We start from the raw sequence: 24,928 nt of genomic DNA on the forward strand, positions 1-24,928 counted from the left end.
TGCTTTAAGATTTTAAAAAGGTTTGGCTCCCGCTACTTTAAGACCCATTGATCTTGCCGTACCTGCAACCATACTCATTGCAGACTCGATGGTGAATGCGTTCAAATCCGCCATTTTGTCTTCGGCAATGGTACGTATCTGATCCCAGCTTACTGTACCATTTTTTACCCTGTTAGGTTCGCCCGATCCTTTTTTAATCTTCGCTGCCTCCATCAATTGAACTGCCGCAGGTGGTGTTTTTACGACAAAATCGAATGATTTGTCCATGTACACGGTGATAACAACAGGCAATACCTTGCCTTGTTTGTCCTGCGTACGAGCATTGAACTGCTTGCAGAACTCCATGATGTTAACACCGGCAGCACCTAAGGCGGGTCCAACCGGTGGCGATGGGTTCGCAGCACCTCCCCTAACTTGTAATTTAACTACCTTACTTACTTCTTTTGCCATTGTTTCTAATTAAATTCAAAGTTGTGTCAATTGGAAGCAACACAGCTTTTTCTATGTAACAGCTCTTCTATACTTTTTCTACTTGCATATAGCTGAGTTCCAATGGCGTCTTTCTTCCGAAAATCTTCACCATAACCTCCAGCTTACGCTTTTCTTCATTGATTTTCTCAACAGTTCCATTGAAACCATTGAAAGGACCATCAATAACCTTAACCGTTTCACCCAACACAAATGGAATGGCCACGTTGTCGGTATTCACCGCCAATTCGTCCACTTTCCCCAGCATACGGTTCACCTCTGATTTTCGCAAAGGCACGGGATCACCACCTTTGGTCTCCCCCAAAAATCCAATCACGTTGGTAATGGAACGTATAATGTGTACCATTTCACCACCCAGATTGGCCTTTATCATGATATATCCTGGAAAATAAACCCTTTCTTTGTTGATCTTTTTTCCATTTCTGATCTGTACAACTTTTTCGGTAGGCACAAGAACTTCGTCAAGGTAGTCACCGAAACCGGCGCGCTCTACCTCGCTTTCAATATAGCCCTTGATCTTGTTCTCTTGACCACTGACCGCTCTTACTACATACCATTTTTTCTCCAGAACCTCAGACATACCGATCGTTATCCTATTAATTTTTCAAAATACAGTGTGATCAACTTGCTGAAAAGGGAATCTACACCCCAGGTCGCCAAAGCGAACAAAATTGAAAAAACTGCCACAATCACCATAAGGTTGGAGGCTTTGGACCTTTCCAACCATGATACGTTGTTCTTAAGTTCCTCGAATGATTCCTTGATGTAAGTGATCATAATTCTTCTTGTATTTTCTTGCACTTGAGGAGAGACTTCCTTCGGCTACGCTCAGGACAAACTTCTCGTCATTGTGCAATTCTTTTCCTTTGCACGGGAGGAGAGACTCGAACTCCCGACACCTGGTTTTGGAGACCAGTGCTCTACCAACTGAGCTACACCCGTTTATAATTACACTGAAAGGTATCCCGAGAAATCCGGGACACCCTTTAGTGTACTATTTATTGTAAAAATGATTAATCTAGAATCTCGGTAACCTGACCAGCACCTACTGTTCTACCACCTTCACGGATGGCGAAACGTAGACCTACGTTCAACGCGATAGGTTGGATCAAATCTACAGTGATTGTCAAGTTGTCACCTGGCATAACCATTTCAACACCATCAGGAAGGTTAATGTTTCCTGTTACGTCAGTTGTACGTACGTAGAACTGAGGACGGTAGTTATTGTGGAATGGAGTGTGACGACCACCTTCTTCTTTCTTAAGGATATACACCTCAGCTTTGAATTTAGCGTGTGGCTTAACGGAACCTGGCTTACAGATTACCATACCTCTTTTGATATCGGATTTTTCGATACCTCTCAAAAGAAGACCAACGTTGTCACCAGCCTCACCTCTGTCCAAAATCTTACGGAACATCTCAACACCAGTGATGGTAGAAGTCAATTTCTCAGCACCCATACCGATAATCTCTACAGGGTCACCTGTGTTGGCAACACCAGTTTCGATACGACCAGTAGCAACGGTACCACGACCAGTAATGGTGAATACGTCTTCGATAGGCATCAAGAAAGGCTTATCAACATCCCTTTCAGGAAGTTCGATCCATGTATCAACAGCTTCCATCAACTCCATTACGGTATCAACCCATTTTTGCTCACCGTTCAAAGCACCAAGTGCAGAACCAGCGATAACAGGACCGTTGTCACCATCGTACTCGTAGAATGAAAGCAATTCCCTTACTTCCATCTCAACAAGCTCCAATAGCTCTTCATCATCCACCATGTCAACTTTGTTCAAGAAAACAACGATACGTGGAATACCTACCTGACGACCCAAAAGGATGTGCTCACGAGTCTGTGGCATAGGACCATCAGTAGCAGCAACAACCAAAATAGCTCCGTCCATCTGAGCAGCACCGGTAACCATGTTCTTTACGTAATCCGCGTGACCAGGACAGTCAACGTGAGCGTAGTGACGGTTAGCGGTTTGATACTCAACGTGTGAAGTGTTGATAGTAATACCCCTTTCTTTTTCCTCTGGAGCATTGTCGATGGAATCAAAGCTTCTCATCTCTGATAGACCTGCGTTTGCCAATACAGTTGTAATAGCAGCAGTCAATGTAGTTTTACCGTGATCCACGTGTCCAATGGTACCAATATTTAAGTGGGGTTTGGAACGATCAAAAGTTTCCTTTGCCATTTTAAAATAATTTTAATCTTAGTTTATATTAGTGTACAAATCGTTTTGAGCCAATGAGGGGATTTGAACCCCTGACCTCTTCCTTACCAAGGAAACGCTCTACCCCTGAGCTACACCGGCCTATGGGTTATCAGGTTTAGAGTTTAGGCTATCTATTAAACTCGTCAAAACTTCAACCTTTTACTTGAAAACGACTTTCAAGTTTTAGAGCGGGAGACCGGGTTCGAACCGGCGACATTCAGCTTGGAAGGCTGACGCTCTACCAACTGAGCTACTCCCGCATTTTGTTTGGAAAAAATTCCAAGTTCCAATATTTCAAAAAACCTTTTGTCCCGTGTTCCGCGGAACACTGTTTGTGGGGAGAGCAGGATTCGAACCTGCGAAGGTGAAAACCAACAGATTTACAGTCTGTCCTCGTTGGCCGCTTGAGTATCTCCCCGCCTTATTTTCAATAACTTACGAGCCGATAGAGGGACTCGAACCCACGACCCCGAGATTACAAATCACGTGCTCTAGCCAACTGAGCTATATCGGCATTTTGAACCCCTTTCGGTCACAAAAAAAGTCCGCTATTTCTAACGGACTGCAAATGTAGAGATTTATTTTTTTAATCAAAATATTTTTTTAAAAATTTTGACTAGGCATGTGCCCTCAATTTTTCCTTGCGTTTTACCAGTTGACGCTCCAAGGAACTGCATGCCGAATCCACAGCTTCCTCAAAGGTCTTGCACTGCTTTTTCACCATAATTTTATCCCCGGGAACCGAAACCATGATTTCCACTATCTTATTCTCTTTAGCACTCGTGTTCTCCACTTTCAAAAAAACTTCCGAATCAATGACCTTGTCATAGAACAGATCCAACTTATCCATCCTTTTTTGGATAAAGTCGAGGAGCTTACCATCAGCCACAAAATTTACCGATTGTGCATTTACTTTCATAAGACATAGTTTTTAATGCTGCCTAGCGACAGCGGGTTAAACAATTGCAAGTGTTTCGTTACTCCTTGCTGCGTGGATGGGCCTTTTGATGAACTTTCTTCAACTCGGCGATACTGTTGTGGGTGTACACCTGTGTTGAAGCCAAACTGGCATGGCCCAATAATTCCTTCACGGAATTTAAATCAGCCCCCCTGTTCAATAAGTGGGTCGCGAAGGTGTGCCTTAAAATATGTGGGCTTTTTTTCACCTTGGGGGACACTAAACTAAAATACTTATTTATGGTTCGATAAACAAGCGTTTCATAAATTTTAAGACCTTCTTTGGTCAATAGCAGATAAATGGCATCTGGACCCGAAGCCACTTCCTTGCGGAGCCCCAAATAGCTATTAATGTATGCGACCGTGGAGGGCAACAAGGGCAAAATCCGCTCCTTGTTCCGCTTGCCCAATACCTTTATGGTATGACTGGGCAAATCAACATCGTTCAATTTAAGATTGATGAGTTCTGCCCTTCGGATTCCTGTGGCGTACAACAATTCTATGATGAGTTTGTTCCGGACCCCCTCAAAGTCATCCTCAAAGGGCATTTCATCCAAAATGGCCTGCATCTCCTGTTCCGAAAAAGGAATTTCCACCTTCTTTTCCGTTTTGAGGGCCTTGTGCTTGGCCAAAGGTGAGGCTGACGGCTCCCCTATCTTCATCAAAAATTTATAGTAAGCGCGTAAAGAGGAAATTTTCCTGTTGATGGTTCGACTGGAAATCCCTTTTTCCGATAAGGCGACAATCCAGTTTCGCACCAAAGGATAACCAATATGTTCAATGGATTTTTCATCGTGGTTCTCCTCACAATAGGTTGCGAATTCCTCCAAGTCGGCTACATAGGCAGTGATTGTATGGTCGGAGTAATTCCGCTCCAGTTTCAAGTAAGATGCAAACGCTTCCTTGGACATACTTCAAAGGTATAGAAATACTACTGTTGGACGGAACAAAAAAATCCCGCTCCATAATTGGAACGGGATTTCGTAATCTTATATTGTAATCAAAAAGACTATACTTCCTCTTGATCCCTCAAGCTCTGAATGTACTGTGCTTTTTGAATTTGAGCTCTACGCTTTACAGAAGGCTTGGTAAACTGCTGTCTTCCTCTCAACTGGCGCATTGTACCTGTTTTGTCAAACTTACGCTTGAAACGCTTCAATGCTCTATCGATGTTCTCTCCTTCTTTTACTGGTATAATTAACATGGGCTACAACCTCCTTTCTTTTAGAATTTTGGAGTGCAAATATACACTTATTCCTATTTGTCAAACAAATTACTTGAGAATTTTTCTCGAAATAACCAATTTCTGGATTTCTGTGGTACCTTCCCCAATGGTGCACAACTTGGAGTCCCTATAGAATTTTTCAACCGGAAAATCCTTGGTATAGCCATAACCACCATGAATCTGAACTGCATCGGTAGCTACTTTTACGCAGACTTCGGATGCATACATCTTGCTCATGGCACCCAACTTGGTCACGGGCCTTCCCTCATTCTTTAAAAAGGCTGCCTTGTGCAACAGCAATTCAGATGCTTCGATTTCCGTGGCCATATCGGCCAATTTAAAGGAAACCCCCTGGAATGCGGATATCGGCTTTCCAAATTGTACGCGTTCCTTGGAATACTTCAAAGCCGCCTCAAAGGCTCCTTTGGCAATACCCAACGACAAGGCACCAATGGAAATGCGCCCACCGTCCAATACTTTCATGGACTGGATGAAGCCATCGCCGACTTCCCCCAAACGGTTAGAGTCGGGAATTCTACAATCGGAAAATATGAGCTCTGCGGTCTCACTGGCCCGCATACCCAACTTGTTTTCTTTTTTACCACTGGAGAAACCGGGCGTACCTTTTTCAATGGCAAAGGCCGTCATACCGTGACTATCACCCTTCTCACCTGTTCTGGCAATGACCACGGCAATATCACCGCTCTTTCCATGGGTGATGAAATTTTTTGCACCATTGATGATCCAATGGTCGCCATCCTTCACCGCAGTGGTGTTCATGCCCCCGGCATCCGAACCGGTATTGTGCTCGGTCAATCCCCATGCGCCGATCCATTCCCCTGTGGCCAATCTGGGGATCCATTGTTGCTTTTGCTCCTCATTTCCAAAGGAAAGGATGTGATTGGTACAAAGTGAATTGTGTGCTGCCACCGACAATCCGATGGATGGATCTACTTTTGAAATTTCTTCCAGTATGGCAATGTATTCGTGATAGCCCAGACCGGAACCTCCCAATTCTTCAGGCACAAGTATGCCCATAAAACCCAGTTCCCCGGCTTTCTTGAACACCTCGATTGGAAAAATTTGGGCTTCATCCCATTCCATTACGTGCGGAAGTATGTACTGTTGGGCAAAATCCCGTGCAGATTCAGCGACCATTTTCTGGGTCTCCGAATAATCAAAGTTCATTTTGGACAATGTATCCGTAACCATTCTAGCAATTTTTTTTATAGGGTCAAATATAGCTTAATTCTCTCAAAACGTTCCTCTGGAAAAGATGTAACGTTGGATAAATCGTCCAAGTCGGAAAATGGACCATTCAGGTTCCGATACGTCACAATTTCCCGTGCAAGATCAAAGCTGATGTAGACCAGTTTCGCCAACTCCTCGGCACTGGCCGTATTGATGGCAATTTTTTCAACCGTTGGCACGGTCTTTACTTGAAATCGTTCCAATGTTCGTTTCACCACCTCGGCATCCAGTCCGTAGACATCATATAATTGTTCCTCCACCAAAAACCCGCCCAAGCGATCGCGAAATTTAACGATACGGGCAGAAAGCGTGGGCCCAATGCCACTGATCTGCATAAGATCCGCTGCAGAGGCTGCATTCAAATCCAAAACCTCAACATTTTTGCTTCTTGGTTTAATCTCAGATTTATAATTGGCTGAGGAATTCCGTTTGTTCCATTCCGGAAATTTGAAATAGGGCGCCAAAACTTGCAGCAAGGAATCGGATACTTGGGTCACCAATTGAAACTCTGTGGCCGAATTGACAAATCTTCCAGCGCTTCTGTATTTCTGTAGGCGGTCCAACTGTTCAACAGTCAAACCGAGCTGATAGCCTTTATAGTCGCTTATATAATTGGGATTGAAGGGAAAAATCTTTTCCGAATGCAGTGCAATCGAGTTACGAAGACTATCCAGTTGTACCTGTTCGCTTTCGTTCAACACCAAAAGTTCATTTGTTTTGTTTGGCCTGGAACTTATAAAATAATAAGTGCCCTGAAGGATCACAATGATCAGCAACAAAAAGAAAATCCCACTCCGTTCCTGCTTATTGAACCTGAAGTGGGATTGTTTCATTGACTTTTTATTGTATGACTAGGATTGGCTTTTCAACTTTTTGAAAAGCTGATTGGATTTCAATTTTTGAAGGTAGCTGTCCAAATCCATCTTGACTTCACCGGACATAATGTACAATCCTATAATGTTGGGAAAGGACATGGCCAAGATCATCATATCTGAAAAATCGAGTACCGCGCCCAAACTTACAGAAGCTCCAACCACTACAAATACCAAGAAAAGCATTTTGTATACCATTTCTGAGCGCTTGCTCTTTCCGAATAGATAAGTCCAAGCCCTCATGCCGTAATACGACCAGGAAATCATGGTTGAAAAGGCAAATAGGAAAACAGCAACGGCCAATACATACGGGAACCAGGAAATTTGGCTTCCGAAGGCATCGGAGGTCAACTGTGCTCCAGCCATTCCCTCTACTTCGTGCATTCCGGTAAAGATCAATACCAAAGCGGTAAGGGTACAAACCACAACGGTATCAATAAAAGGCTCCAACAGGGCCACAAAACCTTCCGATGGCGGATTGTTGGTTTTTGCCGTACTGTGCGCAATGGCAGCAGAACCTACACCTGCCTCATTCGAGAATGCCGCACGTTGGAAACCGATGACCAAAACACCCAAAATACCACCTTTTAGGGCTGATGGGTTAAAGGCGCCTTCAAATATGGCAGAAAACGCTGGGCCGATGTTCTGAATGTTCATAATGATCACCGCAAGGGCCGCCACAATGTATATGGATGCCATGATCGGCACGATCTTACCGGTTACTTTGGCAATACTGTTGATACCTCCAATGATAACCACACCGACCAAAATGGCCGTGACCACACCAAACCAGAAACCATTTCCAGCCAAAACAGGAAATTGTCCTGCCAATTGTTCAAAAGATTGGTTGGCTTGGAACATGTTCCCTCCACCAAAGGAAGCCCCAATGGCCAATAAGGCAAACACACCTGCCAACACTTTTCCGAATCCTTTTAAATTTCTTTTTTCCAACCCGTAGCGGAGGTAGTTCATAGGTCCCCCGAAAACACGTCCATCAGGTAAGATGTCCCTGTATTTTACACCAAGGGTACATTCCACAAACTTGGAAGACATACCCAATAGACCACAAACGATCATCCAGAAAGTTGCTCCAGCACCGCCTAGGGAAACTGCTACGGCCACACCGGCAATGTTACCCAATCCAACCGTTCCTGAAACAGCTGTAGCCAATGCCTGAAAATGGGTCACCTGACCTGGCGCATCGGGATCATCATACTTTCCTTTGGCCAAATCAATGGAATGTCTGAATCCACGAATGTTGATAAAGCCCATTCGAATGGTAAAGAAAAGAGCTCCCAATACAAGCCAAATTACAATGAAGGGGATTCCTTTTATGATGGGATCACCATTCGGATGCACCATGGCAACTGGCTCATCATATTTTATTTCGGCAAAATAATGCGCACCTTGTTCAATTACGTGTTCCTGGTTTTCAGAATTGTAGATCACATCGCCTTCCTTCACCTTTTGGATCAGTTCACCATTTGCAGTCGCCTTGATGGTTTGTTCGCCGCTCTTATCACTTATAATTGCAATGTCATCTCCTTCATTTACATGTTGACCTGCAGGTTTCAACCATTGTTTTAGGACAAACTTACCTTGTGTTTCGTTGTTCCATTCTGGAATACCGACCAATTTAACGTCGGCATAGGCCACAGGATCGTAAATGCCTATCGCGGCAAAGGGGTCCCAAAACAGTACGGAACCCAATCCACTCACAGCAGGAGTCATGGTTCCATTGAATATTTCGGTAATGGATTCTGCCTTAATTTCGAATTCCTTGGTAACGGAATTTCCTGCTGCATCGGTTACCGTGACACTGTATGGAATTCCTTCAACAAGGTTCTGAGATCTTTTGGAAGTGAGGGGTGTGCTTTGATTGCTCCATTTATAGGAATAGGGCTCAACTCCTCCATCAACCTCGAGTTCAATAACCCCATCGTTTATATTCTTTGATACGTTGTACGTTTTGCCTGTCACCTTCAATTCTTGGGAATGGCCTAAGTTCAGGGCAAAAAGAGACAATAGAATAAGAAAATATTTCATATTAAGAATTAGTTAGTTTTCGGTAAAGTAAAGGCAGCAATATCTAAAAAAAAATCAACGCTATCAAATTTTATGATTTTTAACTATCCTATCTGAAACATTTCGTTGAGCTTTCGGATCTGCTCCGGTCTGCCCAGCACAATGACCTTACTGTTGGGCTGAAGTTCCATATCGGCCTCTGGGTTGATGATGTATTTCCCATCCGGGGCAATGTAACCAATTATGGTACAGCCCGTTTTTCGTCTCAGATCCAAATCGCGAAGCGAATTACACTCCATTTGATTGGTAAAATCCTCGATGCTCACCTCCTCCAAATTGGTGGTATGCTCCCCTTCCAAAGAAAGCTTGTCCATGAAAGTTATCAAATCGGGCATGACCACCAAGGATGCCATATGATCGCCCCCTATCTTATCAGGCATGATCACCTTATTGGCTCCGGCGAACTCCAATTTCTTCAATGAGGTAACCTGGGATGCTCGACTAATGATAAAAAGACTCTTGTTCAACTGTCGGGCAGAAAGCACAATAAAGAGATTGGCCGCATCGTCGGGAACTGCTGTGATCAAGTATTGGGCCCTTTCGATGCCCGCCTGCAACAAGACCTCGTCCTCGTTGGCATCGCCTTCCACGAACAACACTTCTTCCCCATGGCGCTCAATGATCTCCTTATCCTTTTCAATCACTACAAACGGTTTTTTATAGGCCATCAATTTTTCAGCAGCCTGCATTCCGTTTCTACCAAAACCACAAACCACCACATGGTTTGAAAGACTATCGATCTGTTTCTTCACTTTCTTCTTTTTTAGCATCTCCAGGGAATTTCGCCCCAAAATGTATTCTGTTACCACCGAAATAGCGAAACCGAAAATAAAAACACTGGTTACGATTAAAAATACGGTAAAAATCTTTGCATCGGCATCCAGTGGTCGCACCTCCGAGAACCCGACCGTGGTCACCGTAATAATGGTCATATAGATTGCCTCCACCCATGTAAAGTCCGATAAGAACTTATAACCGATGACCCCGATGGAAAGCACCATTACCATCAACGATAGGGCCAAGACTATTTTGGATCGCAACAATCTGATCATAACTTATAGGTCAAAAACTGAGGTTCGCTTGGTGTAGACCAAATCTTTGATCCGAAGCCAAAAAGCAATAAAAAGGTAAAGGGCAAAACCAAAGCCCAAGGTTACAAAGGTGAGGTAAATGAAGCTGGTCCTTACCACCCGGGCACGAATTCCCAAGCGTTCGGCAATCCGTCGGCATACCTCGAAGCCTCTTTTTTGAAAATAATAAAGGGTATTGTAGAACAAAGACATCCCTAAAATTATGTATTTCTATTCAATAAATGTACACCCATGGCACATCGTAGGCATTTATTTTTTGAGCAATAGTTATTGAAGAGTTCCAGCTTGGCCTGACTTTCCATGGCATTTTTGGTTTTAGATCCGATTTTTTCAAAATTCTTGAGGATGGAATTGGCCTCTGGAGCCAAATTGGAGACCAAACCGATCAAATCCTCGTTCCAATCCCGGTCCAAATGTTTGGCATAGCAAAACCGAAGTGGTACAATGGTATTGATGATCAGCAAATCCGTGAAAGTTTTGGAGAGCATTTTTTTGGTCTGCCGAGATGCCTTACCAAAGGTAAAATGGGTTTCCCAATACGATCCCACACCCACTTCCAAAACCTTATGGAGTTCTTCCACTGTGGCTGCTTGCATGAGTTTTGAAAAAAGCTGGGCATCCCTTGCATATAATTTGGCCAACTGCGCCAATCTTATGGTTGGGAAATTGGCAGGGCGAAGACCAAAAAATTCAGGCTTGCCCGAACATGTTGGGAGTCCAAACTTGGCGGTAAGGTACTCGTACTCCGTTCGTAATGAAATGAAATAGGCATCTGAGCAATCCACATCCGCCAATAGTCCAAAATGTCCAAAAAACAGACTTTCCAGTTGATGGGCATCTTGACTCACTTTTCTCACTACCGAAAAATCCAAGGTTTTGGCCCGATCTAAAAAATATGCTCCATTGACCTTGGATCCAAAACTCTTGGCCAGCAGCACAAACAATACGGCTTCCCAATTGTTTTGACTTTGTCGCAATAGGTCCATTATAAGGTTTGACTTTTGCTCCAAGCGCTCAATGTACAATCGGTGCAACCAGTTTTCGACCAAAAAGGCATCAATATGCTTAAAGTCCTTTTCACAGTTGATGAAGGTCCTTTTTGATTTTTCCATCAACTGCTGATACTGTTCCAAAAGGGCTGTGGAAACATAGTTGGACAATTCCAGTGTGGGGATTTGGGAGCCATCCTTCCTAAAAACGGCAACGTCATCCTTCCAGACTACATGAAGGACAACGTTGTTATAGTTTTCATCGGTTTCGTGATGGTGGGCATACCAATCCGAAGATTTTAGATGCATCTCCACATTGCCGGCCCACAATTGGCCATCCAATTCCAAGCTGGCATTGAAAAAATCAGGACCTGCCAAATGGTTATGGGTTCCGGGCGATAAGATCACCACTTGCTCCCCTTTTCCGGTGTACAGGCCGTCTGTTGGAAGCTTGTTAAGCCTCCAAATAAAATGAAGTAGGTCTTCTTGCATTGATTTGGGATAAATGCAGGTCTACTCTTCGCGCGCTCCTTCCCAGTTCATAAAGCCACCTGCCAAGTTATATGCATTTGCAATTCCGATACTGTTCATAATGGCACAGGCCTGCCCACTTCGGTTACCAGACCTACAATACACATAATAGTTTTTGGATTTGTCCAATTTTTGAAGCGCCTCCATGAACTCCTGCCCTGTATAAATGTCGATATTCAATGCGCCCGGAATGTACCCTTCTTCCACTTCCAACGGTGTACGCACATCCAAGATCACGGCATTGTCGTCATTTTCCAATTGTTCCGCCCATTCTTCCTGTGATAAATCTGCCATTTTTTTCAATTTATATTTTGCAAAAATAAAAATCCGGAGGAATCCTCCGGACTTCAAATAATTTTATTTTGGGTATTGTTATTTTATGCCACACCCGATGGCCTTAGTGGTCGTCACTTCGATTTCCTTTCCGGCCAACATGGCATCAATGGCGTTTTCCACAAATTTTTCTTCCACTTGGGAAGCATCTTGGTAATTGTCATCAATGGCGCCAATATATCTCACCACATTGCCGCCATCTGTTTTCTGCAGCAGAAAAACGTGGGGCGTTCGGGTGGCTCCAAATTGCGGATATACCTTCTGCCCTTCATCCAAGAGATAGGGAAAGGTAAATCCTTTGGACTTGGCCCGTTCCTGCATTTTTGCAAAACTATCACCCGGTTTGGCATCCGGGTTATTCGGATTGATAGCAATCACCGGGACGCCTTTGGACTTGTATTTGGCATCGAGGGCAATGATCCTATCTTCATACGCCTGGGCATAAGGACACGTATTGCAAGTAAAAATGACAAGAAAACCTTTGGCGGTAGCAAAATCGGCCAAAGATACCATCGAACCATCAATGTTTTTCAAGGTAAAATCGACAACCACATCGCCTACCGCATATCCCTTTGCAACAATGTGCGTATTTCTGGCATGTGTGCCCATGCTAAAGGCGGCGCCCAGTAAAAAGACCAGGACAACAGCTCCTAAAATTTTTAATTTTCTCATGATTGTGTTTAATTAATGAATTTGTTCAATTCCGCGTTCAATTCTTCATAGGTGAAGCCTTTTTCGTAAAATTCCCTTTTGTCCTTATTATATATTAAGGTAGCGGGAATGGCCCCACCCCACTCCTCGGACACTTTGGGTATCCAATCATTTTGCTTGGGATCATCCAAAATAACCACCTCAGATTTAATGCCCTTTTTGGCCACATAGGGCTCCAGGTTGGATTTCCACATGTGGGGCATGTCCAAACTCACCAAAATGATCTTTACTTTATTATTTTTCTGTTCCTCGAGCACTTGTTCAAAATAAGGAAGCTCTTCCAAGCATGGTTTGCACCAAGTTGCCCAAAAATTGATGATATAGGTATGGTCGTCTTCCCGGTGCAAGAGGGGTTCCAAACCATCAAAATCATATATCGGAAAGTTGACGTCCGCCGCCACCATCACGTTATCGGGCACTTGTTCGGACTCCATTGTATCTGTTTTCACCTCATCCCCTTCCTGTTTTTGTTTACAGGAAACCAAAACAATCAACAGCAATACAAAAACCAATAATCTATTCATTATCTGATGTTTACACTTTTAAAAATACAAATACTACCCTCCAACAATTTTGATTTAACAAAATTTTATCGGTTAAAGATAGCTATTGGTATAAAATTAATCATACATTTGTATATACAATTATTGTTTATACATGAATGTAGAGGAAATCATAAAAACTTCAAAACAGCTGCCGTTGGAATCTCGAACGATCATACATCTGTCTTTGGTTTGCAATAAAATCAACGAGGCCATGGGCACTGCTCTGAAACCTTTTGATGTGTCCCTACAACAATTTAATGTGCTCCGGATCTTAAAAGGACAGAAAGGCAAACCGGCCAACCTTAGTACAATCAATGAGCGCATGGTGACCAAAATGAGCAATACGACCAGATTGGTGGACAAACTGATCGCAAAACAATTTGTGGATCGACATGTGTGTGAAAGCAATCGCCGCAAGGTAGAAATCCTGATTACGGAGGAAGGTATGCAGGCTTTGGAAAAAATGAACCTGGCCATACAAACGGCGGAGCAGGAAGTGTTGGCCAATGTGGACACCTCCGACCTAAATGAATTAAATCAATTATTGGATAAATTTTAACTATATAATGAACACCGTATTAGAACATAGAAACTGGCGCTACGCCACCAAAAAATTCGATCCTGCCAAAAAAGTGTCGGATGCAGATCTGGAAACCTTATTGGAAGCCACTCGATTGAGTGCCTCTTCCTACGGCTTGCAACCGTACCATGTTTTCGTGATCACCGATTCGGAAATTAGGGAGCAATTGAAGCCCGCTTCCTGGGGTCAAACCCAAATCACCGATGCTTCCCATGTAATCGTATTTGCCAATGTTACCGATTTTGGGGAAGAGTTGGTGGATGATTATCTGGCCAATGTAAGCGAAACACGAAATATTCCCACCGATGGTCTTCAAGGGTATTCCGATTTTATGAAATCCAAATTGATGGATTTACCGGCCGATGTTAAAAGTCAATGGTCAGCCAAACAAGTCTACATTGCTTTTAGCAACTTGATGCAAGCGGCAGCAGAGCTAAAAATTGACACTTGTCCCATGGAAGGTTTTGAAGCTGACAAATACAATGAGATTCTGGGGCTTACCGAGAAAAACTTGAACGCCGCAGTGGTGTTGCCCATTGGGTACCGATCCGAAGAAGATGCCACCCAGCATTTACCCAAAGTGCGCAAATCAAAAGAAGAATTATTTACCCATATATAAATCACAAACTTTTAAACACAAAAACTGAAAACAATCATGAAAAAGAAAATTATGAGCTTAGTATTCGTTACCGTTGTGGGATCATCTGCCACAGCAAACACCATTGAAAAAGAAACCAAGGAAGTTAAGACCACTGAAAGCACCGTAACCTGGAAAGGGTACAAAGTGGGTGGATCCCACACGGGAACCATCGCTCTTCAATCCGGCGCTTTGCAATTTGACGGCGAAAAGTTGATAGGTGGCGAATTTGTAGTGGATATGACCAGCATCAGCACTACCGATTTGGAAGGAGACTACAAGAACAAATTGGATGGCCACTTGGCTTCCGATGACTTCTTTGGTGTTGCCAACCACCCAACTGCCAAATTGGTCTTCACCAAGGTGAAAGCAACCGGTAAAAACTCATACGCCGTTACCGGTGACCTTACCATTAAAGGTACTACCGAGCCTGTATCCTTTGAAGTATCTGTTTACGGAGACAAAGCAACAGCTTCGTTGAAAGTTGACAGAACCAAGTATGATGTAAAGTACGGTTCAGGAATCATTGGTACTGCCAAGGACAAATTGATCTATGACGAATTTGATTTGGTAGTTGATCTACAGATGTAATCGACTCCTGTTTAGTGTGTGAAAATCCCGTCCTGGAAATTCTTGGGCGGGATTTTTATTTTTAAACAAATCATTGTTTGTCCGTTAAAAATTCCTCCCTATATTTGGAGCAATGAATTTCAACAACGCAAATAACTGGTGGTGGATCAACTTACGTCAAACGTCGTGAGCTAAGTCCCCATTATAACCATACAAGAGGCTTGTCATCACGACAGGCCTTTTTCTTTTTAGGAACTTTTGTTCTTGTTTCCGCAAAGGCGGAAATCTTAAAAATTGAAAATGAGTTTTTATGTCTATATCATATCAAACAAAAAACTTGGAACTATTTATATAGGCTATACAAATGATTTAAAAAAGAGAATGTACAGACATAAGCATGGTGTTGGAAGTAAATTTGCCAGTAGATATAATCTCACAATTTTGGTCTACTATGAAAAATTCAAATTCCCAATGCCTGCCATTAGAAGAGAAAAACAATTAAAAAAGTGGAATAGAAACTGGAAGGTCAACCTTATCAATGATTTCAATCCAGATTGGAAAGACTTAACCTATTTCTTTGATTAACTAAAAAAGATTTCCACCTCCGTGGAAATAGAAATGAAAATGAAATATATCCTCAAAACACATTACAAAAAAATCTTGGCAGACACCATCACGCCAGTGAGTGTCTACCTGAAGATCAGGGACAAGTTCCCCAATAGCATCCTTTTGGAAAGTAGCGATTACCACGCCAACGACAACAGCTTTTCCTACATCTGTTGCAACCCTATCGCGTATATCAAAGTGGAAAATGAGACCATCACGCAAAAATTTCCTGATGGCACAAAAGAGGAGCTACCTATTAACCCTGAAACTGATGTAACCGAAGTCATTCACAATTTTGGTCAGCAATTTACGGCTACCCAAAACGGCTTCAAGTTCATCAACAATGGCCTTTTTGGCTATATGGCCTATGATGCGGTACGGTATTTTGAAGACATCGAGATTTCAAAAAAAGACGATTCCGTTAACATACCCGATATCTATTATGCGGTGTACAAGAACATCATTGCCATCAACCACTTTAAGAACGAAGCCTACCTTTTTGCCCATTGCTATGATTCCGAAAGCAACGTGGACGAAATTGCACAGCTTTTTAATGTAAGGACTTTTGCCTCCTATAATTTTAATAAGGAAGGAGCTCCAAAATCGAATTTGGAAGATGAAGAATACAAAGAGCATGTGGCATTGGCCAAAAAACACTGTCAACGTGGCGATGTGTTCCAATTGGTGCTTTCCCGTAGGTTCACCCAAAAATTCAAAGGGGATGAATTCAATGTTTATCGGGCTTTGCGGTCCATCAACCCCTCCCCCTACCTCTTCTACTTTGATTACGGCAATTTTAAAATATTTGGAAGCTCCCCGGAAGCACAACTGATCGTAAAAGAGGGCAAGGCGGAAATACACCCCATTGCCGGCACCTACAAACGAACCGGTAATGACGAGAAGGATGCCGAACTGGCCAAAAAACTGGCACAGGACGATAAGGAAAACAGCGAGCATGTCATGTTGGTAGATCTGGCACGAAACGACCTGAGCAGAAACGGAAACACCGTGAATGTGGAAACCTATCGAGAGGTCCAGTACTTTTCGCACGTGATCCATTTAGTTTCCAAGGTAACCGGTCAGAAGAAAAAGGACAGTACCACCATGAAAGTGGTGGCCGACACCTTTCCGGCGGGAACCTTGAGCGGCGCACCCAAACACATGGCCATGCAGCTCATAGAAAAGTACGAGAAAACCAGTCGTTCCTATTATGGCGGTGCCATCGGCTTCATGGATTTTGAGGGCAATTTTAACCACGCCATCATGATCCGGACCTTTTTGAGCAAAAACCACGAGCTGCATTACCAAGCAGGGGCTGGATTGGTGGCAGCTTCCAACCCGGAAGATGAGCTACAAGAAACCTATAACAAATTGGGCGCGTTGAACAAAGCGCTTGAAATCGCCGAAACAATCTGAGCCATGGGAAAGAAGATTTTAATGATAGACAACTACGATAGTTTCACCTATAACTTGGTGCACTATTTGGAGGATTTGGATTGCGAAGTCACCGTTAAACGAAACGACCAACTTACCTTGGAGGAAGTGGAACCCTTCGAATACATCGTGCTTTCTCCTGGTCCAGGCATCCCGGACGAAGCGGGACTTTTAAAGGAGATTATAAAAACATACGCCCCTACAAAACGAATTTTTGGTGTTTGTTTGGGATTACAGGCCATTGGTGAAGTATTCGGCGGCACCTTGGTAAATCTGGACCAAGTGTATCACGGAGTGGCCACTACCATAACAGTGACCAAGGAAGATCCTACTTTTAAAAATATGCCCAAGTCACTTCAGGTGGGGCGCTACCATTCATGGGTGGTAGACCCCAACGTTCCTGACGTTTTGGAAATTACTTCGGTGGATGAAAACGAACAGATCATGTCGCTTCGCCATAAAGAATATGATGTGACCGCTGTACAATTTCACCCCGAATCCGTATTGACCCCCGAAGGAAAACAAATGCTAAAAAACTGGTTGGAAAATGAAAGAGACACTAAATAAACTTATCAATCACGAAATACTCCCCAAGGAAGAAGCGAAACAAGTGTTAGTGAACATCGCCAAGGGAGATTACAATACCTCACAGATTGCCGCATTCCTAACCGTGTACATGATGCGGAGTGTGACCATCGAAGAATTGGAAGGCTTCCGTGACGCCCTTTTGGAACTCTGCTTGGCAGTGGACCTATCGGATTATGACCCTATCGATCTATGTGGTACGGGCGGTGACGGCAAGGACACCTTCAATATTTCCACCTTGGCATCATTTGTAACGGCCGGTGCGGGTATCCACGTGACCAAACATGGCAACTATGGGGTATCCTCCAAATGTGGCAGTAGCAATGTCATGGAGTTTTTGGGAATTAAGTTCAGCAACGACCCGGACTTTTTGAAGAAATCCATTGAGGAAGCAGGCATTTGTGTGTTGCATGCCCCGTTGTTCCACCCAGCCATGAAAAATGTGGCACCTATCCGAAGGGAACTGGCTGTAAAGACCTTTTTCAACATGTTGGGACCCATGGTAAACCCAGCATTCCCCAAAAACCAGATGGTGGGTGTTTTTAATCTGGAATTGGCACGTATGTACGGCTACCTCTATCAGAATACCGATAAGAATTTTACCGTGCTGCATGCATTGGATGGATACGATGAAATTTCGTTGACCGGAGCCACCAAACTCATTTCCAATGCATCGGAAAGTATGTTGACCCCGGCTGATTTTGGGGTGAACACGGTATTGCAGGAAGAAATTGTGGGCGGTGAGGATATTGCGGAATCGGCCCAGATATTTTTGAATGTGTTAGGTGGAAAGGGTACAGAGGCTCAGAACAATGTTGTCTGTGCCAATGCAGGGGTGGCCATTGCCACTGCGAAAAGCATTTCCCCCAAAGCAGGGTTTGAAAAAGCCAAGGAGTCTTTGTTGGGTGGCAAGGGTCTGGAAGCACTGAAAAAATTACAGGAGTTAAGTAGAAACTAGTGTCATCTCGAGCGCAGTCGAGAGATTGCTATAGATTCTTCACTACGTTCAGAATGACAAACATATAGAATGAATATACTAGACAAAATAGTAGCCGACAAACGCAAGGAGGTCGATTTGAAAAAATCCCTAATCCCCGTACCCCAATTGGAAGGTTCGGTACTCATGGAGCGCACTTCGGTGTCGTTGGCCACTGTCTTGCGAAAAAGTGGCAGTGGTATTATTGCCGAGCACAAAAGACGGTCCCCCTCCAAATCCGTAATCAATCAAAACTTGAACTTGCAGGATGTGGCCATGGGCTATGCCGATGCCGGTGTGTGTGGCATGTCCGTACTCACCGATGGGAAGTATTTTGGCGGCTCCTTGGATGATCTGGTATTGGCACGGGCGGCGGTGAACATTCCCTTGCTCCGAAAAGAATTCATCATAGATGAATACCAAATTGTGGAAGCCAAAGCCTATGGAGCCGACGTTATTTTGTTGATCGCAGCCATCCTTTCCAAGGATGAAATCAAACAGTATTCTGAATTAGCCAAAAGTCTGGGATTGGATGTGTTGCTGGAAGTGCACAACGAAGAGGAACTACATAAATCCATCATGCCCAGTTTGGACATGTTGGGGGTGAACAACCGAAATCTTAAAACCTTTGAGGTGAGTTTAGAAACCAGCAAATCGCTCTCAACACAAATTCCGGACGACTTTGTTAAAGTTTCGGAAAGCGGTATCAGTTCCGTTGAAGCTATCCAAGATTTGATGACATATGGGTACCAAGGTTTTTTGATCGGGGAAAATTTTATGAAAACAGATGATCCTGGCGCCAATGCCAAACTATTTATTGATGAATTAAATAAATGATGTCATTTCGAACTGTCAGATTAAGCGTAATCGAAATCCAAGTGAGAAATCTAAAAAAGAGATTCCTTAATCGCTCCGCTCATTTCGGAATGACAAATAATAAATTATGAAACTAAAAGTCTGTGGCATGAATCAAAACCCTGTCGAGGTGGCACAACTGCAACCGGATTATCTGGGTTTTATTTTTTGGGAACCGTCCTCTCGTTTTTTTGAGGGAGATATGCCCCAATTGCCCACTTCCATCAAAAAAGTGGGGGTTTTTGTGGATGCCACCGTGGAAGAGGTTTTGCAAAAGGTAGCGCAATACCAATTGGATGCCGTGCAGCTCCATGGAAAGGAGAGTGCTTCGTATTGCAAAGAACTAAAAGACAGCTTTCTGTCATTTCGAGCGCAGTCGAGAAATGTGAAAGCTGATGATAGCATTTTGGTCTCGACTCCGCTCGACCTGACAAGCATGGAAATCATCAAAGTGTTCTCCATCAAAGACGATTTTGATTTTGACGTCCTCAGGGATTATGAAACCGTCTGCGATTATTTCCTTTTCGACACCAAGGGAAAACTCCCTGGAGGAAACGGGTACACTTTCGACTGGTCCGTACTGGAACACTACCCATCCACCAAACCTTTCTTTTTAAGCGGAGGTATCGGTATGGATGCAGTAGAAAAGTTGAAGTCATTTTTGAACAGTCCGGCTTCCAAATACTGTTTTGCGTTGGATGTGAACAGTAAATTTGAGACGGAGCCTGGACTAAAAGATTTAACGTTGTTGAAAGCATTTAAACAAACGCTTTCGAGCTATTTAAAGGAATAATACAGTAAGTGAAAACTGTTAACTTAATACTGACAACTGATTATGAGTTATCACGCTAATGAAAAAGGATATTACGGTGAATTCGGGGGCGCATACATTCCCGAAATGCTGTATCCCAATTGCGAGGAACTTCGGCAAAACTACTTGCAGATCATGCAGGAACCTTCTTTTCAGGAAGAGTTTCACCATTTGCTGAAGGATTATGTGGGCCGCCCCACGCCTCTGTATTTTGCGGAGCGACTTTCCAAAAAATACAATACCAAAATCTACCTGAAACGGGAAGACCTCTGCCATACTGGAGCCCATAAGGTGAACAATACCATCGGGCAGATCCTGATGGCCAAAAAACTGGGCAAAAACCGCATCATTGCAGAAACCGGTGCAGGACAGCATGGTGTTGCCACAGCTACAGTTTGTGCATTGATGGGCATTGAATGTGTGGTTTACATGGGCGAAATCGACATTGCACGCCAGGCACCGAACGTGGCGCGAATGAAGATGTTGGGCGCCGAGGTTCGTCCGGCCACTTCGGGCAGTAAAACCCTGAAGGATGCGACGAACGAGGCTATTCGTGACTGGATCAACAACCCTGTGGACACCCATTACATCATCGGATCGGTGGTGGGACCCCATCCCTACCCGGATATGGTGGCTCGATTCCAATCTGTGATTTCCGAAGAGATTAAAAGTCAACTTTTGGAAAAGGAAAGCCGCGAAAACCCTGATTATGTGGTGGCCTGTGTAGGTGGGGGCAGCAATGCCGCTGGCGCTTTTTATCATTTTTTGGATACACCCGAAGTGGGCATCATTGCCGTGGAAGCCGCCGGAAAGGGGATTCACTCCGGAGAAAGTGCAGCCACCTCAGCCTTGGGTAAAGTGGGCATCATCCACGGAAGTAAAACGCTGTTGATGCAAACATCAGACGGGCAGATTACCGAACCATATTCCATTTCAGCTGGATTGGATTATCCGGGGGTGGGGCCTATGCATGCCCATTTGTACACCTCGGGTCGTGGAGAGTTCATTTCCATTACGGATGATGACGCCATGCAGGCAGGACTGGAACTGTGCAAATTGGAAGGCATTATCCCGGCCATTGAAACGTCCCATGCCCTGGCCATTTTTGAAGACCGAAAGTTCAACGAAAATGACATTGTGGTGGTGAACCTATCCGGTCGTGGTGACAAGGATTTACAGAATTATATCGATTATTTCAAATTATGAACAGGATCAAGCAAAAACTACAGGAGGACAAAAAAATCCTTTCCATATACTTTACAGCAGGCTATCCCAACTTGAACGATACCGTAAAAATCATCCAAGATTTGGAGACAAATGGCGTGGACCTTATCGAGATTGGACTACCCTTCAGTGACCCTTTGGCCGATGGCCCCACCATTCAGGAGAGCTCCACGGCCGCCCTCAAAAATGGAATGCATACGGCGTTGCTTTTTGAGCAATTAAAGGATATCAGAAAAACGGTTACCATTCCACTGATCTTGATGGGCTATTTTAATCCGGTACTACAATATGGGGTAGAAGCATTTTGTAAAAAATGTGAAGAAATTGGCATTGACGGTCTCATTTTACCTGACCTCCCTTTGGATGTGTATCAAGACGAATATGAATCCATCTTCAAAAAACATGGATTGATCAATATATTTTTGATCACACCCCAGACCAGTGATGCCCGTATCAAAGCCATCGACAGTGCTTCCGAAGGGTTCATTTATATGGTGAGTTCTGCCAGTACCACAGGTGCCAAGAAAGGTTTTGGCGATGAGCAAGCTGCTTATTTTGAGCGCATTGCTTCTATGGATCTTAACAATCCGCAAATTGTCGGGTTTGGGATCAGCAACGCCACTACGTTTCAGCAAGCGACAAAAAAAGCAAAGGGTGCCATCATCGGTTCGGCGTTTATCAAACATGTAACTCAAAAAGGGGTGGACCATATCGCCGAATTTGTGCATCAAATTCGTTAAATTTCGTGCTACAAATTCAACTCGAACCAATTCCATGAAAAATTTCATAGCGATACTTTGCCTGTTAGTTAGCGTTTCCCTTTTTTCACAAGACGATGTTGCCGTAAAATCGCAGGTTGCCGATGCCATTGTGGAGCTTCGGGAATTCATTGCCATTCCCAACGATGCGCTTGATGCCGACGATATCGACCGCAACCTAATGTGGTTGAAACGGAAATTTGGCGAACGTGGTTTTAATACCGCCGAACTCAACACAGAAGGCTTGCCTTTATTTTTTGCAGCATTGCCCGTAAGCGATGGCAAACCCACCGTTTTGATTTATATGCATTTTGATGGACAATCCGTGGATCCTTCCAAATGGGATCAGCCCGACCCCTACAAAGTGGTTTTAAAAGCCCCTGAAGGTGATGGTTTCAAAACCATTCCCTTTGAGGAACTGGATGATGATATCAATTACGAATGGCGTTTGTTCGGGAGGTCCACTTCCGACGATAAATCGCCTATTGTGATGCTCTTGAATGCAATTGACCTTTTAAAAAATGATGGTAAGGAATTGCCCATCAACGTAAAAGTAATATTGGACAGTGAGGAGGAAAGGAGCAGCAAGCCCTTGCCAAAGGCTGTAAAACAATACCGTGAGCTTTTGGAAGCCGATTTCTTGATAATCGTAGATGGTCCGGTGCATGCTTCTGGAAACCCAACTGTGGTATATGGTTGTCGGGGCATAACCACCCTTTCACTAACCACCTATGGCCCCATTAAGCCACAACATAGTGGACATTATGGCAATTTTGCCCCCAACCCGGGTTTTCAGCTGTCCCAATTATTGGCCAGCATGAAGGACGGTGAAGGTCGAGTAACCATACCCGGCTATTATGATGGCATTATCCTTGATGAGGCGACAAAGCAAGTATTAAAAAGTGTTCCAGACAGTGATGAAGCCATTGGGGAACGCCTGCAATTCAAAACAGCCGAAAAAGTAGGTAGTTTTTACCAAGAGGCATTGCAATACCCATCCCTGAATATCAGGGGTCTTGGTTCGGCTTGGATTGGTGATAACGCCCGCACCATCGTACCCGAGAGTGCTACCGCGGAGCTTGATCTTCGTTTGGTGGTCGAGAGCGATGGCAACCGATTGAAAAAACTGGTGAAGGACCATATTGCCAAACAAGGTTTTCATGTGTTGGACCATGAGCCATCCAAGGAGGAGCGTATGCAGTTTGATAAAATTGTATTTGTGAAAGAAGGCAGCGTAACCGATGCCTTCCGAACGGAGCTCGATAACCCATATGGTAAATTCTTGACCAAAACCCTGCAAAACACTTTTGGACAGGATGTGATCCAAATTCGCACCATGGGGGGAACGGTTCCCATTGCCCCTTTTGTGAACGAATTAAAGATTCCTGCTTTTATTGTACCCACGGTAAACCCGGACAACAACCAACACAGTCCGAACGAAAATGTGAAGATTGGCCAATTGGCCTATGGGATCAAAGCCTATTATGCCATTTTATCAACTGCAATGGAATAGCCTAAAATAGTTAGAACAAAAAAGCCCACTTCCTTATTGAAGCGGGCTTTTTTATGTCAAGCAACATTTTTAGTTGTTTTTCTTCTTATTTTTCTGTTGTCCCGGTGCATAGGCCTTTGCACTTTTTGCTCCGGTTACTTTTTTGACCTGTCCCGGTGCGGTGCTACTCTTTACAGTTCCATGGTTCACTTTACAGGAAGCAAGTATTGCAATTGAAAATAACAACGTAGTAATCTTAAGTAGGTTTTTCATGGGTATATCGTTTTATCCATTCAATGTAATCACTATAACGTAAAATGTGGCTGGAAATTGACCAATGCCCCATTTGAATTGATAATTGATTCAATTTCAACGTGTTAATAACCAATTGATATTAAACACCCTAAATGAATGGGAAAAGATTACAAGAAAAATTCCCTGTATTGCATGACTCGGAAGTCCATGGTTGTAAAATTGGGGTTTCGGGCTTTCAATGCTTTGTAAGATGGCAAACTACCCACGGCTCTGTTTGCCGCTCCAGACGGTGCGGTCAAGGAAACGGTCTTTACAAACCTTCCTTCAATCTGCACTTGGTGGATTCTTGGCACTTCATTGGAAATTATTTCCAAGTTCAACCCATAATCCCTTAATTGTCGCCGAAAAAAATATTCCGGCCCATTCTTGCTATTGCCTCCTGTAAATAGAATGGTATCAATATTCGGGAAGTTTTTCAAATAGCCGACCAAATCCCGAAGTTCAACATTCTGCATTCCTAGATCTGAGGCATCTATTTTGGTACGCTCCGCACTTTGCACAATATCACAGACTCCGATTTTATGTTTGAGTAGAAATTGTTCCCGTTGCACAATGGCCTCAGCGGTGGTTTCATATTTTAGGCCCAACTCGAAAATTCGGTCCAAAATGGGCCACAACATTCCATTGCAACTGCCATAACAAAAATCAACATCCTCCTTCTTTAAGTCTCCGGTGGTAAATCTTGGCGGCGGCAAGGTTCCCACAATCACCTTTGTGGCTTCTTGAAAAAGGTAAGGCTCGTAGGGATGAACGTGTTTGAATATTTTGGAACCCAATCTTTCTG

General features: G+C 43.7%; 30 protein-coding genes and 5 tRNA genes. 12 read left to right on the top strand and 23 right to left on the bottom strand.

All coding sequences use genetic code 11. The features are described 5' to 3' along the window. Positions 1-12: 12 nt before the first annotated feature. From rplK to EO131_RS00150, 21 genes are all read right to left on the bottom strand, one after another. On the bottom strand, positions 13-450 hold the full coding sequence (gene rplK / locus EO131_RS00050; protein ID WP_127018321.1) for a 50S ribosomal protein L11: 438 nt from the start codon (positions 448-450) through the stop codon (positions 13-15). A 67-nt stretch (positions 451-517) separates the two neighbouring features. Then, entirely contained in the window at positions 518-1,069 is a 552-nt protein-coding gene (nusG, locus tag EO131_RS00055) for a transcription termination/antitermination protein NusG (protein ID WP_119642043.1), read from the bottom strand. 8 nt (positions 1,070-1,077) lie between these two features. Next, positions 1,078-1,266 (bottom strand): preprotein translocase subunit SecE, encoded by a 189-nt coding sequence (gene secE, locus EO131_RS00060; protein WP_127018322.1) that lies wholly within the window; start codon positions 1,264-1,266, stop codon positions 1,078-1,080. A 92-nt stretch (positions 1,267-1,358) separates the two neighbouring features. Next, positions 1,359-1,431: transfer RNA gene (locus EO131_RS00065), tRNA-Trp, on the bottom strand. A 71-nt stretch (positions 1,432-1,502) separates the two neighbouring features. Beyond that, entirely contained in the window at positions 1,503-2,690 is a 1,188-nt protein-coding gene (tuf, locus tag EO131_RS00070) for an elongation factor Tu (protein WP_127018323.1), read from the bottom strand. Between the two features lie 48 nt (positions 2,691-2,738). Continuing rightward, a tRNA-Thr gene (locus EO131_RS00075) sits at positions 2,739-2,810 on the bottom strand. 88 nt (positions 2,811-2,898) lie between these two features. Further along, a tRNA-Gly gene (locus EO131_RS00080) sits at positions 2,899-2,971 on the bottom strand. A 75-nt stretch (positions 2,972-3,046) separates the two neighbouring features. Continuing rightward, a tRNA-Tyr gene (locus EO131_RS00085) sits at positions 3,047-3,129 on the bottom strand. Between the two features lie 22 nt (positions 3,130-3,151). Then, positions 3,152-3,225 (bottom strand) — tRNA-Thr (locus EO131_RS00090). A gap of 102 nt (positions 3,226-3,327) precedes the next feature. Continuing rightward, positions 3,328-3,630: a ribosome hibernation-promoting factor, HPF/YfiA family gene (gene hpf, locus EO131_RS00095; RefSeq protein WP_127018324.1), complete on the bottom strand. Its 303-nt coding sequence runs from the start codon at positions 3,628-3,630 to the stop codon at positions 3,328-3,330. Positions 3,631-3,688: 58 nt separating this feature from the next. Next, entirely contained in the window at positions 3,689-4,579 is an 891-nt protein-coding gene (locus EO131_RS00100; RefSeq protein WP_127018325.1) for a tyrosine-type recombinase/integrase, read from the bottom strand. Between the two features lie 98 nt (positions 4,580-4,677). Beyond that, positions 4,678-4,872 carry a 30S ribosomal protein S21 gene (gene rpsU / locus EO131_RS00105; protein ID WP_127018326.1) on the bottom strand — a complete coding sequence of 65 codons (195 nt, stop codon included), beginning with the start codon at positions 4,870-4,872 and terminating at the stop codon, positions 4,678-4,680. Between the two features lie 69 nt (positions 4,873-4,941). After that, the gene (locus EO131_RS00110) at positions 4,942-6,081 is read right to left on the bottom strand and encodes an acyl-CoA dehydrogenase family protein (RefSeq protein ID WP_127018404.1); all 1,140 of its coding nucleotides are present in this window, start codon (positions 6,079-6,081) and stop codon (positions 4,942-4,944) included. A 38-nt stretch (positions 6,082-6,119) separates the two neighbouring features. Continuing rightward, the gene (locus tag EO131_RS00115; protein WP_127018327.1) at positions 6,120-6,977 is read right to left on the bottom strand and encodes a ComEA family DNA-binding protein; all 858 of its coding nucleotides are present in this window, start codon (positions 6,975-6,977) and stop codon (positions 6,120-6,122) included. A gap of 18 nt (positions 6,978-6,995) precedes the next feature. Further along, positions 6,996-9,062: an amino acid carrier protein gene (locus EO131_RS00120; protein ID WP_127018328.1), complete on the bottom strand. Its 2,067-nt coding sequence runs from the start codon at positions 9,060-9,062 to the stop codon at positions 6,996-6,998. 83 nt (positions 9,063-9,145) lie between these two features. Continuing rightward, positions 9,146-10,153: a potassium channel family protein gene (locus EO131_RS00125; RefSeq protein WP_127018329.1), complete on the bottom strand. Its 1,008-nt coding sequence runs from the start codon at positions 10,151-10,153 to the stop codon at positions 9,146-9,148. Between the two features lie 3 nt (positions 10,154-10,156). After that, on the bottom strand, positions 10,157-10,384 hold the full coding sequence (locus tag EO131_RS00130; RefSeq protein ID WP_108424160.1) for a PspC domain-containing protein: 228 nt from the start codon (positions 10,382-10,384) through the stop codon (positions 10,157-10,159). An 8-nt stretch (positions 10,385-10,392) separates the two neighbouring features. Beyond that, positions 10,393-11,673, bottom strand: coding sequence for a DUF2851 family protein (locus tag EO131_RS00135; RefSeq protein WP_127018330.1), 1,281 nt, complete (start codon positions 11,671-11,673; stop codon positions 10,393-10,395). A gap of 21 nt (positions 11,674-11,694) precedes the next feature. Then, complete coding sequence (locus EO131_RS00140; protein WP_127018331.1) at positions 11,695-12,006, bottom strand: rhodanese-like domain-containing protein; 312 nt, start codon at positions 12,004-12,006, stop codon at positions 11,695-11,697. A gap of 78 nt (positions 12,007-12,084) precedes the next feature. Beyond that, on the bottom strand, positions 12,085-12,717 hold the full coding sequence (locus EO131_RS00145; protein WP_127018332.1) for a thioredoxin family protein: 633 nt from the start codon (positions 12,715-12,717) through the stop codon (positions 12,085-12,087). A gap of 8 nt (positions 12,718-12,725) precedes the next feature. Then, positions 12,726-13,280: a TlpA family protein disulfide reductase gene (locus tag EO131_RS00150; RefSeq protein WP_127018333.1), complete on the bottom strand. Its 555-nt coding sequence runs from the start codon at positions 13,278-13,280 to the stop codon at positions 12,726-12,728. Positions 13,281-13,413: 133 nt separating this feature from the next. Between EO131_RS00150 and EO131_RS00155 the strand changes: the two genes are divergently transcribed. The 12 genes from EO131_RS00155 (at position 13,414) to EO131_RS00210 (ending at position 23,850) form a co-directional block, all read left to right on the top strand. After that, positions 13,414-13,860, top strand: coding sequence for a MarR family winged helix-turn-helix transcriptional regulator (locus EO131_RS00155; RefSeq protein ID WP_127018334.1), 447 nt, complete (start codon positions 13,414-13,416; stop codon positions 13,858-13,860). 7 nt (positions 13,861-13,867) lie between these two features. Further along, on the top strand, positions 13,868-14,500 hold the full coding sequence (locus EO131_RS00160) for an NAD(P)H-dependent oxidoreductase (RefSeq protein WP_127018335.1): 633 nt from the start codon (positions 13,868-13,870) through the stop codon (positions 14,498-14,500). 36 nt (positions 14,501-14,536) lie between these two features. Next, positions 14,537-15,109 carry a YceI family protein gene (locus tag EO131_RS00165; protein WP_127018336.1) on the top strand — a complete coding sequence of 191 codons (573 nt, stop codon included), beginning with the start codon at positions 14,537-14,539 and terminating at the stop codon, positions 15,107-15,109. Between the two features lie 279 nt (positions 15,110-15,388). Continuing rightward, on the top strand, positions 15,389-15,673 hold the full coding sequence (locus EO131_RS00170) for a GIY-YIG nuclease family protein (protein ID WP_127018337.1): 285 nt from the start codon (positions 15,389-15,391) through the stop codon (positions 15,671-15,673). 39 nt (positions 15,674-15,712) lie between these two features. Further along, entirely contained in the window at positions 15,713-17,110 is a 1,398-nt protein-coding gene (locus EO131_RS00175; RefSeq protein WP_127018338.1) for an anthranilate synthase component I family protein, read from the top strand. Between the two features lie 3 nt (positions 17,111-17,113). Next, entirely contained in the window at positions 17,114-17,695 is a 582-nt protein-coding gene (locus tag EO131_RS00180; RefSeq protein ID WP_127018339.1) for an anthranilate synthase component II, read from the top strand. Continuing rightward, a complete protein-coding gene (trpD, locus tag EO131_RS00185; protein WP_127018340.1) occupies positions 17,676-18,671 on the top strand; it encodes an anthranilate phosphoribosyltransferase in 996 nt (331 codons plus the stop codon). The genes EO131_RS00180 and trpD overlap by 20 nt, the downstream gene beginning before the upstream one ends. Before the next feature lie 69 nt (positions 18,672-18,740). Then, positions 18,741-19,526, top strand: a complete 786-nt coding sequence (gene trpC, locus EO131_RS00190) for an indole-3-glycerol phosphate synthase TrpC (RefSeq protein WP_127018341.1) — start codon at positions 18,741-18,743, stop codon at positions 19,524-19,526. Positions 19,527-19,632: 106 nt separating this feature from the next. After that, the gene (locus EO131_RS00195; protein ID WP_127018342.1) at positions 19,633-20,337 is read left to right on the top strand and encodes a phosphoribosylanthranilate isomerase; all 705 of its coding nucleotides are present in this window, start codon (positions 19,633-19,635) and stop codon (positions 20,335-20,337) included. Between the two features lie 42 nt (positions 20,338-20,379). Continuing rightward, entirely contained in the window at positions 20,380-21,561 is a 1,182-nt protein-coding gene (gene trpB / locus EO131_RS00200) for a tryptophan synthase subunit beta (RefSeq protein ID WP_127018343.1), read from the top strand. After that, positions 21,558-22,319: a tryptophan synthase subunit alpha gene (trpA, locus tag EO131_RS00205; protein ID WP_127018344.1), complete on the top strand. Its 762-nt coding sequence runs from the start codon at positions 21,558-21,560 to the stop codon at positions 22,317-22,319. Before trpB ends, trpA begins: the two co-directional genes overlap by 4 nt. A gap of 34 nt (positions 22,320-22,353) precedes the next feature. Continuing rightward, the gene (locus tag EO131_RS00210) at positions 22,354-23,850 is read left to right on the top strand and encodes a M20/M25/M40 family metallo-hydrolase (RefSeq protein WP_127018345.1); all 1,497 of its coding nucleotides are present in this window, start codon (positions 22,354-22,356) and stop codon (positions 23,848-23,850) included. A 69-nt stretch (positions 23,851-23,919) separates the two neighbouring features. Here EO131_RS00210 and EO131_RS00215 read toward each other — a convergent pair whose 3' ends face one another. Next, entirely contained in the window at positions 23,920-24,102 is a 183-nt protein-coding gene (locus tag EO131_RS00215; protein WP_127018346.1) for a hypothetical protein, read from the bottom strand. A 149-nt stretch (positions 24,103-24,251) separates the two neighbouring features. Further along, the gene (locus EO131_RS00220; RefSeq protein ID WP_241243748.1) at positions 24,252-24,920 is read right to left on the bottom strand and encodes a uracil-DNA glycosylase family protein; all 669 of its coding nucleotides are present in this window, start codon (positions 24,918-24,920) and stop codon (positions 24,252-24,254) included. Between the last annotated feature and the right edge of the window lie 8 nt (positions 24,921-24,928).

The sequence above is a fragment of the Flagellimonas beolgyonensis genome (genome assembly GCF_003992615.1).
GTDB classification, from domain to species: Bacteria; Bacteroidota; Bacteroidia; order Flavobacteriales; family Flavobacteriaceae; genus Flagellimonas; species Flagellimonas beolgyonensis.

Bases quoted from the DNA above. Each gene is read 5' to 3' on its own strand.
- rplK (WP_127018321.1), bottom strand. From the start codon at position 450: ATGGCAAAAGAAGTAAGTAAGGTAGTTAAATTACAAGTTAGGGGAGGT.
- nusG (WP_119642043.1), bottom strand. From the start codon at position 1,069: ATGTCTGAGGTTCTGGAGAAAAAATGGTATGTAGTAAGAGCGGTCAGT.
- secE (WP_127018322.1), bottom strand. From the start codon at position 1,266: ATGATCACTTACATCAAGGAATCATTCGAGGAACTTAAGAACAACGTA.
- tuf (WP_127018323.1), bottom strand. From the start codon at position 2,690: ATGGCAAAGGAAACTTTTGATCGTTCCAAACCCCACTTAAATATTGGT.
- hpf (WP_127018324.1), bottom strand. From the start codon at position 3,630: ATGAAAGTAAATGCACAATCGGTAAATTTTGTGGCTGATGGTAAGCTC.
- EO131_RS00100 (WP_127018325.1), bottom strand. From the start codon at position 4,579: ATGTCCAAGGAAGCGTTTGCATCTTACTTGAAACTGGAGCGGAATTAC.
- rpsU (WP_127018326.1), bottom strand. From the start codon at position 4,872: ATGTTAATTATACCAGTAAAAGAAGGAGAGAACATCGATAGAGCATTG.
- EO131_RS00110 (WP_127018404.1), bottom strand. From the start codon at position 6,081: ATGAACTTTGATTATTCGGAGACCCAGAAAATGGTCGCTGAATCTGCA.
- EO131_RS00115 (WP_127018327.1), bottom strand. From the start codon at position 6,977: ATGAAACAATCCCACTTCAGGTTCAATAAGCAGGAACGGAGTGGGATT.
- EO131_RS00120 (WP_127018328.1), bottom strand. From the start codon at position 9,062: ATGAAATATTTTCTTATTCTATTGTCTCTTTTTGCCCTGAACTTAGGC.
- EO131_RS00125 (WP_127018329.1), bottom strand. From the start codon at position 10,153: ATGATCAGATTGTTGCGATCCAAAATAGTCTTGGCCCTATCGTTGATG.
- EO131_RS00130 (WP_108424160.1), bottom strand. From the start codon at position 10,384: ATGTCTTTGTTCTACAATACCCTTTATTATTTTCAAAAAAGAGGCTTC.
- EO131_RS00135 (WP_127018330.1), bottom strand. From the start codon at position 11,673: ATGCAAGAAGACCTACTTCATTTTATTTGGAGGCTTAACAAGCTTCCA.
- EO131_RS00140 (WP_127018331.1), bottom strand. From the start codon at position 12,006: ATGGCAGATTTATCACAGGAAGAATGGGCGGAACAATTGGAAAATGAC.
- EO131_RS00145 (WP_127018332.1), bottom strand. From the start codon at position 12,717: ATGAGAAAATTAAAAATTTTAGGAGCTGTTGTCCTGGTCTTTTTACTG.
- EO131_RS00150 (WP_127018333.1), bottom strand. From the start codon at position 13,280: ATGAATAGATTATTGGTTTTTGTATTGCTGTTGATTGTTTTGGTTTCC.
- EO131_RS00155 (WP_127018334.1), top strand. From the start codon at position 13,414: ATGAATGTAGAGGAAATCATAAAAACTTCAAAACAGCTGCCGTTGGAA.
- EO131_RS00160 (WP_127018335.1), top strand. From the start codon at position 13,868: ATGAACACCGTATTAGAACATAGAAACTGGCGCTACGCCACCAAAAAA.
- EO131_RS00165 (WP_127018336.1), top strand. From the start codon at position 14,537: ATGAAAAAGAAAATTATGAGCTTAGTATTCGTTACCGTTGTGGGATCA.
- EO131_RS00170 (WP_127018337.1), top strand. From the start codon at position 15,389: ATGAGTTTTTATGTCTATATCATATCAAACAAAAAACTTGGAACTATT.
- EO131_RS00175 (WP_127018338.1), top strand. From the start codon at position 15,713: ATGAAATATATCCTCAAAACACATTACAAAAAAATCTTGGCAGACACC.
- EO131_RS00180 (WP_127018339.1), top strand. From the start codon at position 17,114: ATGGGAAAGAAGATTTTAATGATAGACAACTACGATAGTTTCACCTAT.
- trpD (WP_127018340.1), top strand. From the start codon at position 17,676: ATGAAAGAGACACTAAATAAACTTATCAATCACGAAATACTCCCCAAG.
- trpC (WP_127018341.1), top strand. From the start codon at position 18,741: ATGAATATACTAGACAAAATAGTAGCCGACAAACGCAAGGAGGTCGAT.
- EO131_RS00195 (WP_127018342.1), top strand. From the start codon at position 19,633: ATGAAACTAAAAGTCTGTGGCATGAATCAAAACCCTGTCGAGGTGGCA.
- trpB (WP_127018343.1), top strand. From the start codon at position 20,380: ATGAGTTATCACGCTAATGAAAAAGGATATTACGGTGAATTCGGGGGC.
- trpA (WP_127018344.1), top strand. From the start codon at position 21,558: ATGAACAGGATCAAGCAAAAACTACAGGAGGACAAAAAAATCCTTTCC.
- EO131_RS00210 (WP_127018345.1), top strand. From the start codon at position 22,354: ATGAAAAATTTCATAGCGATACTTTGCCTGTTAGTTAGCGTTTCCCTT.
- EO131_RS00215 (WP_127018346.1), bottom strand. From the start codon at position 24,102: ATGAAAAACCTACTTAAGATTACTACGTTGTTATTTTCAATTGCAATA.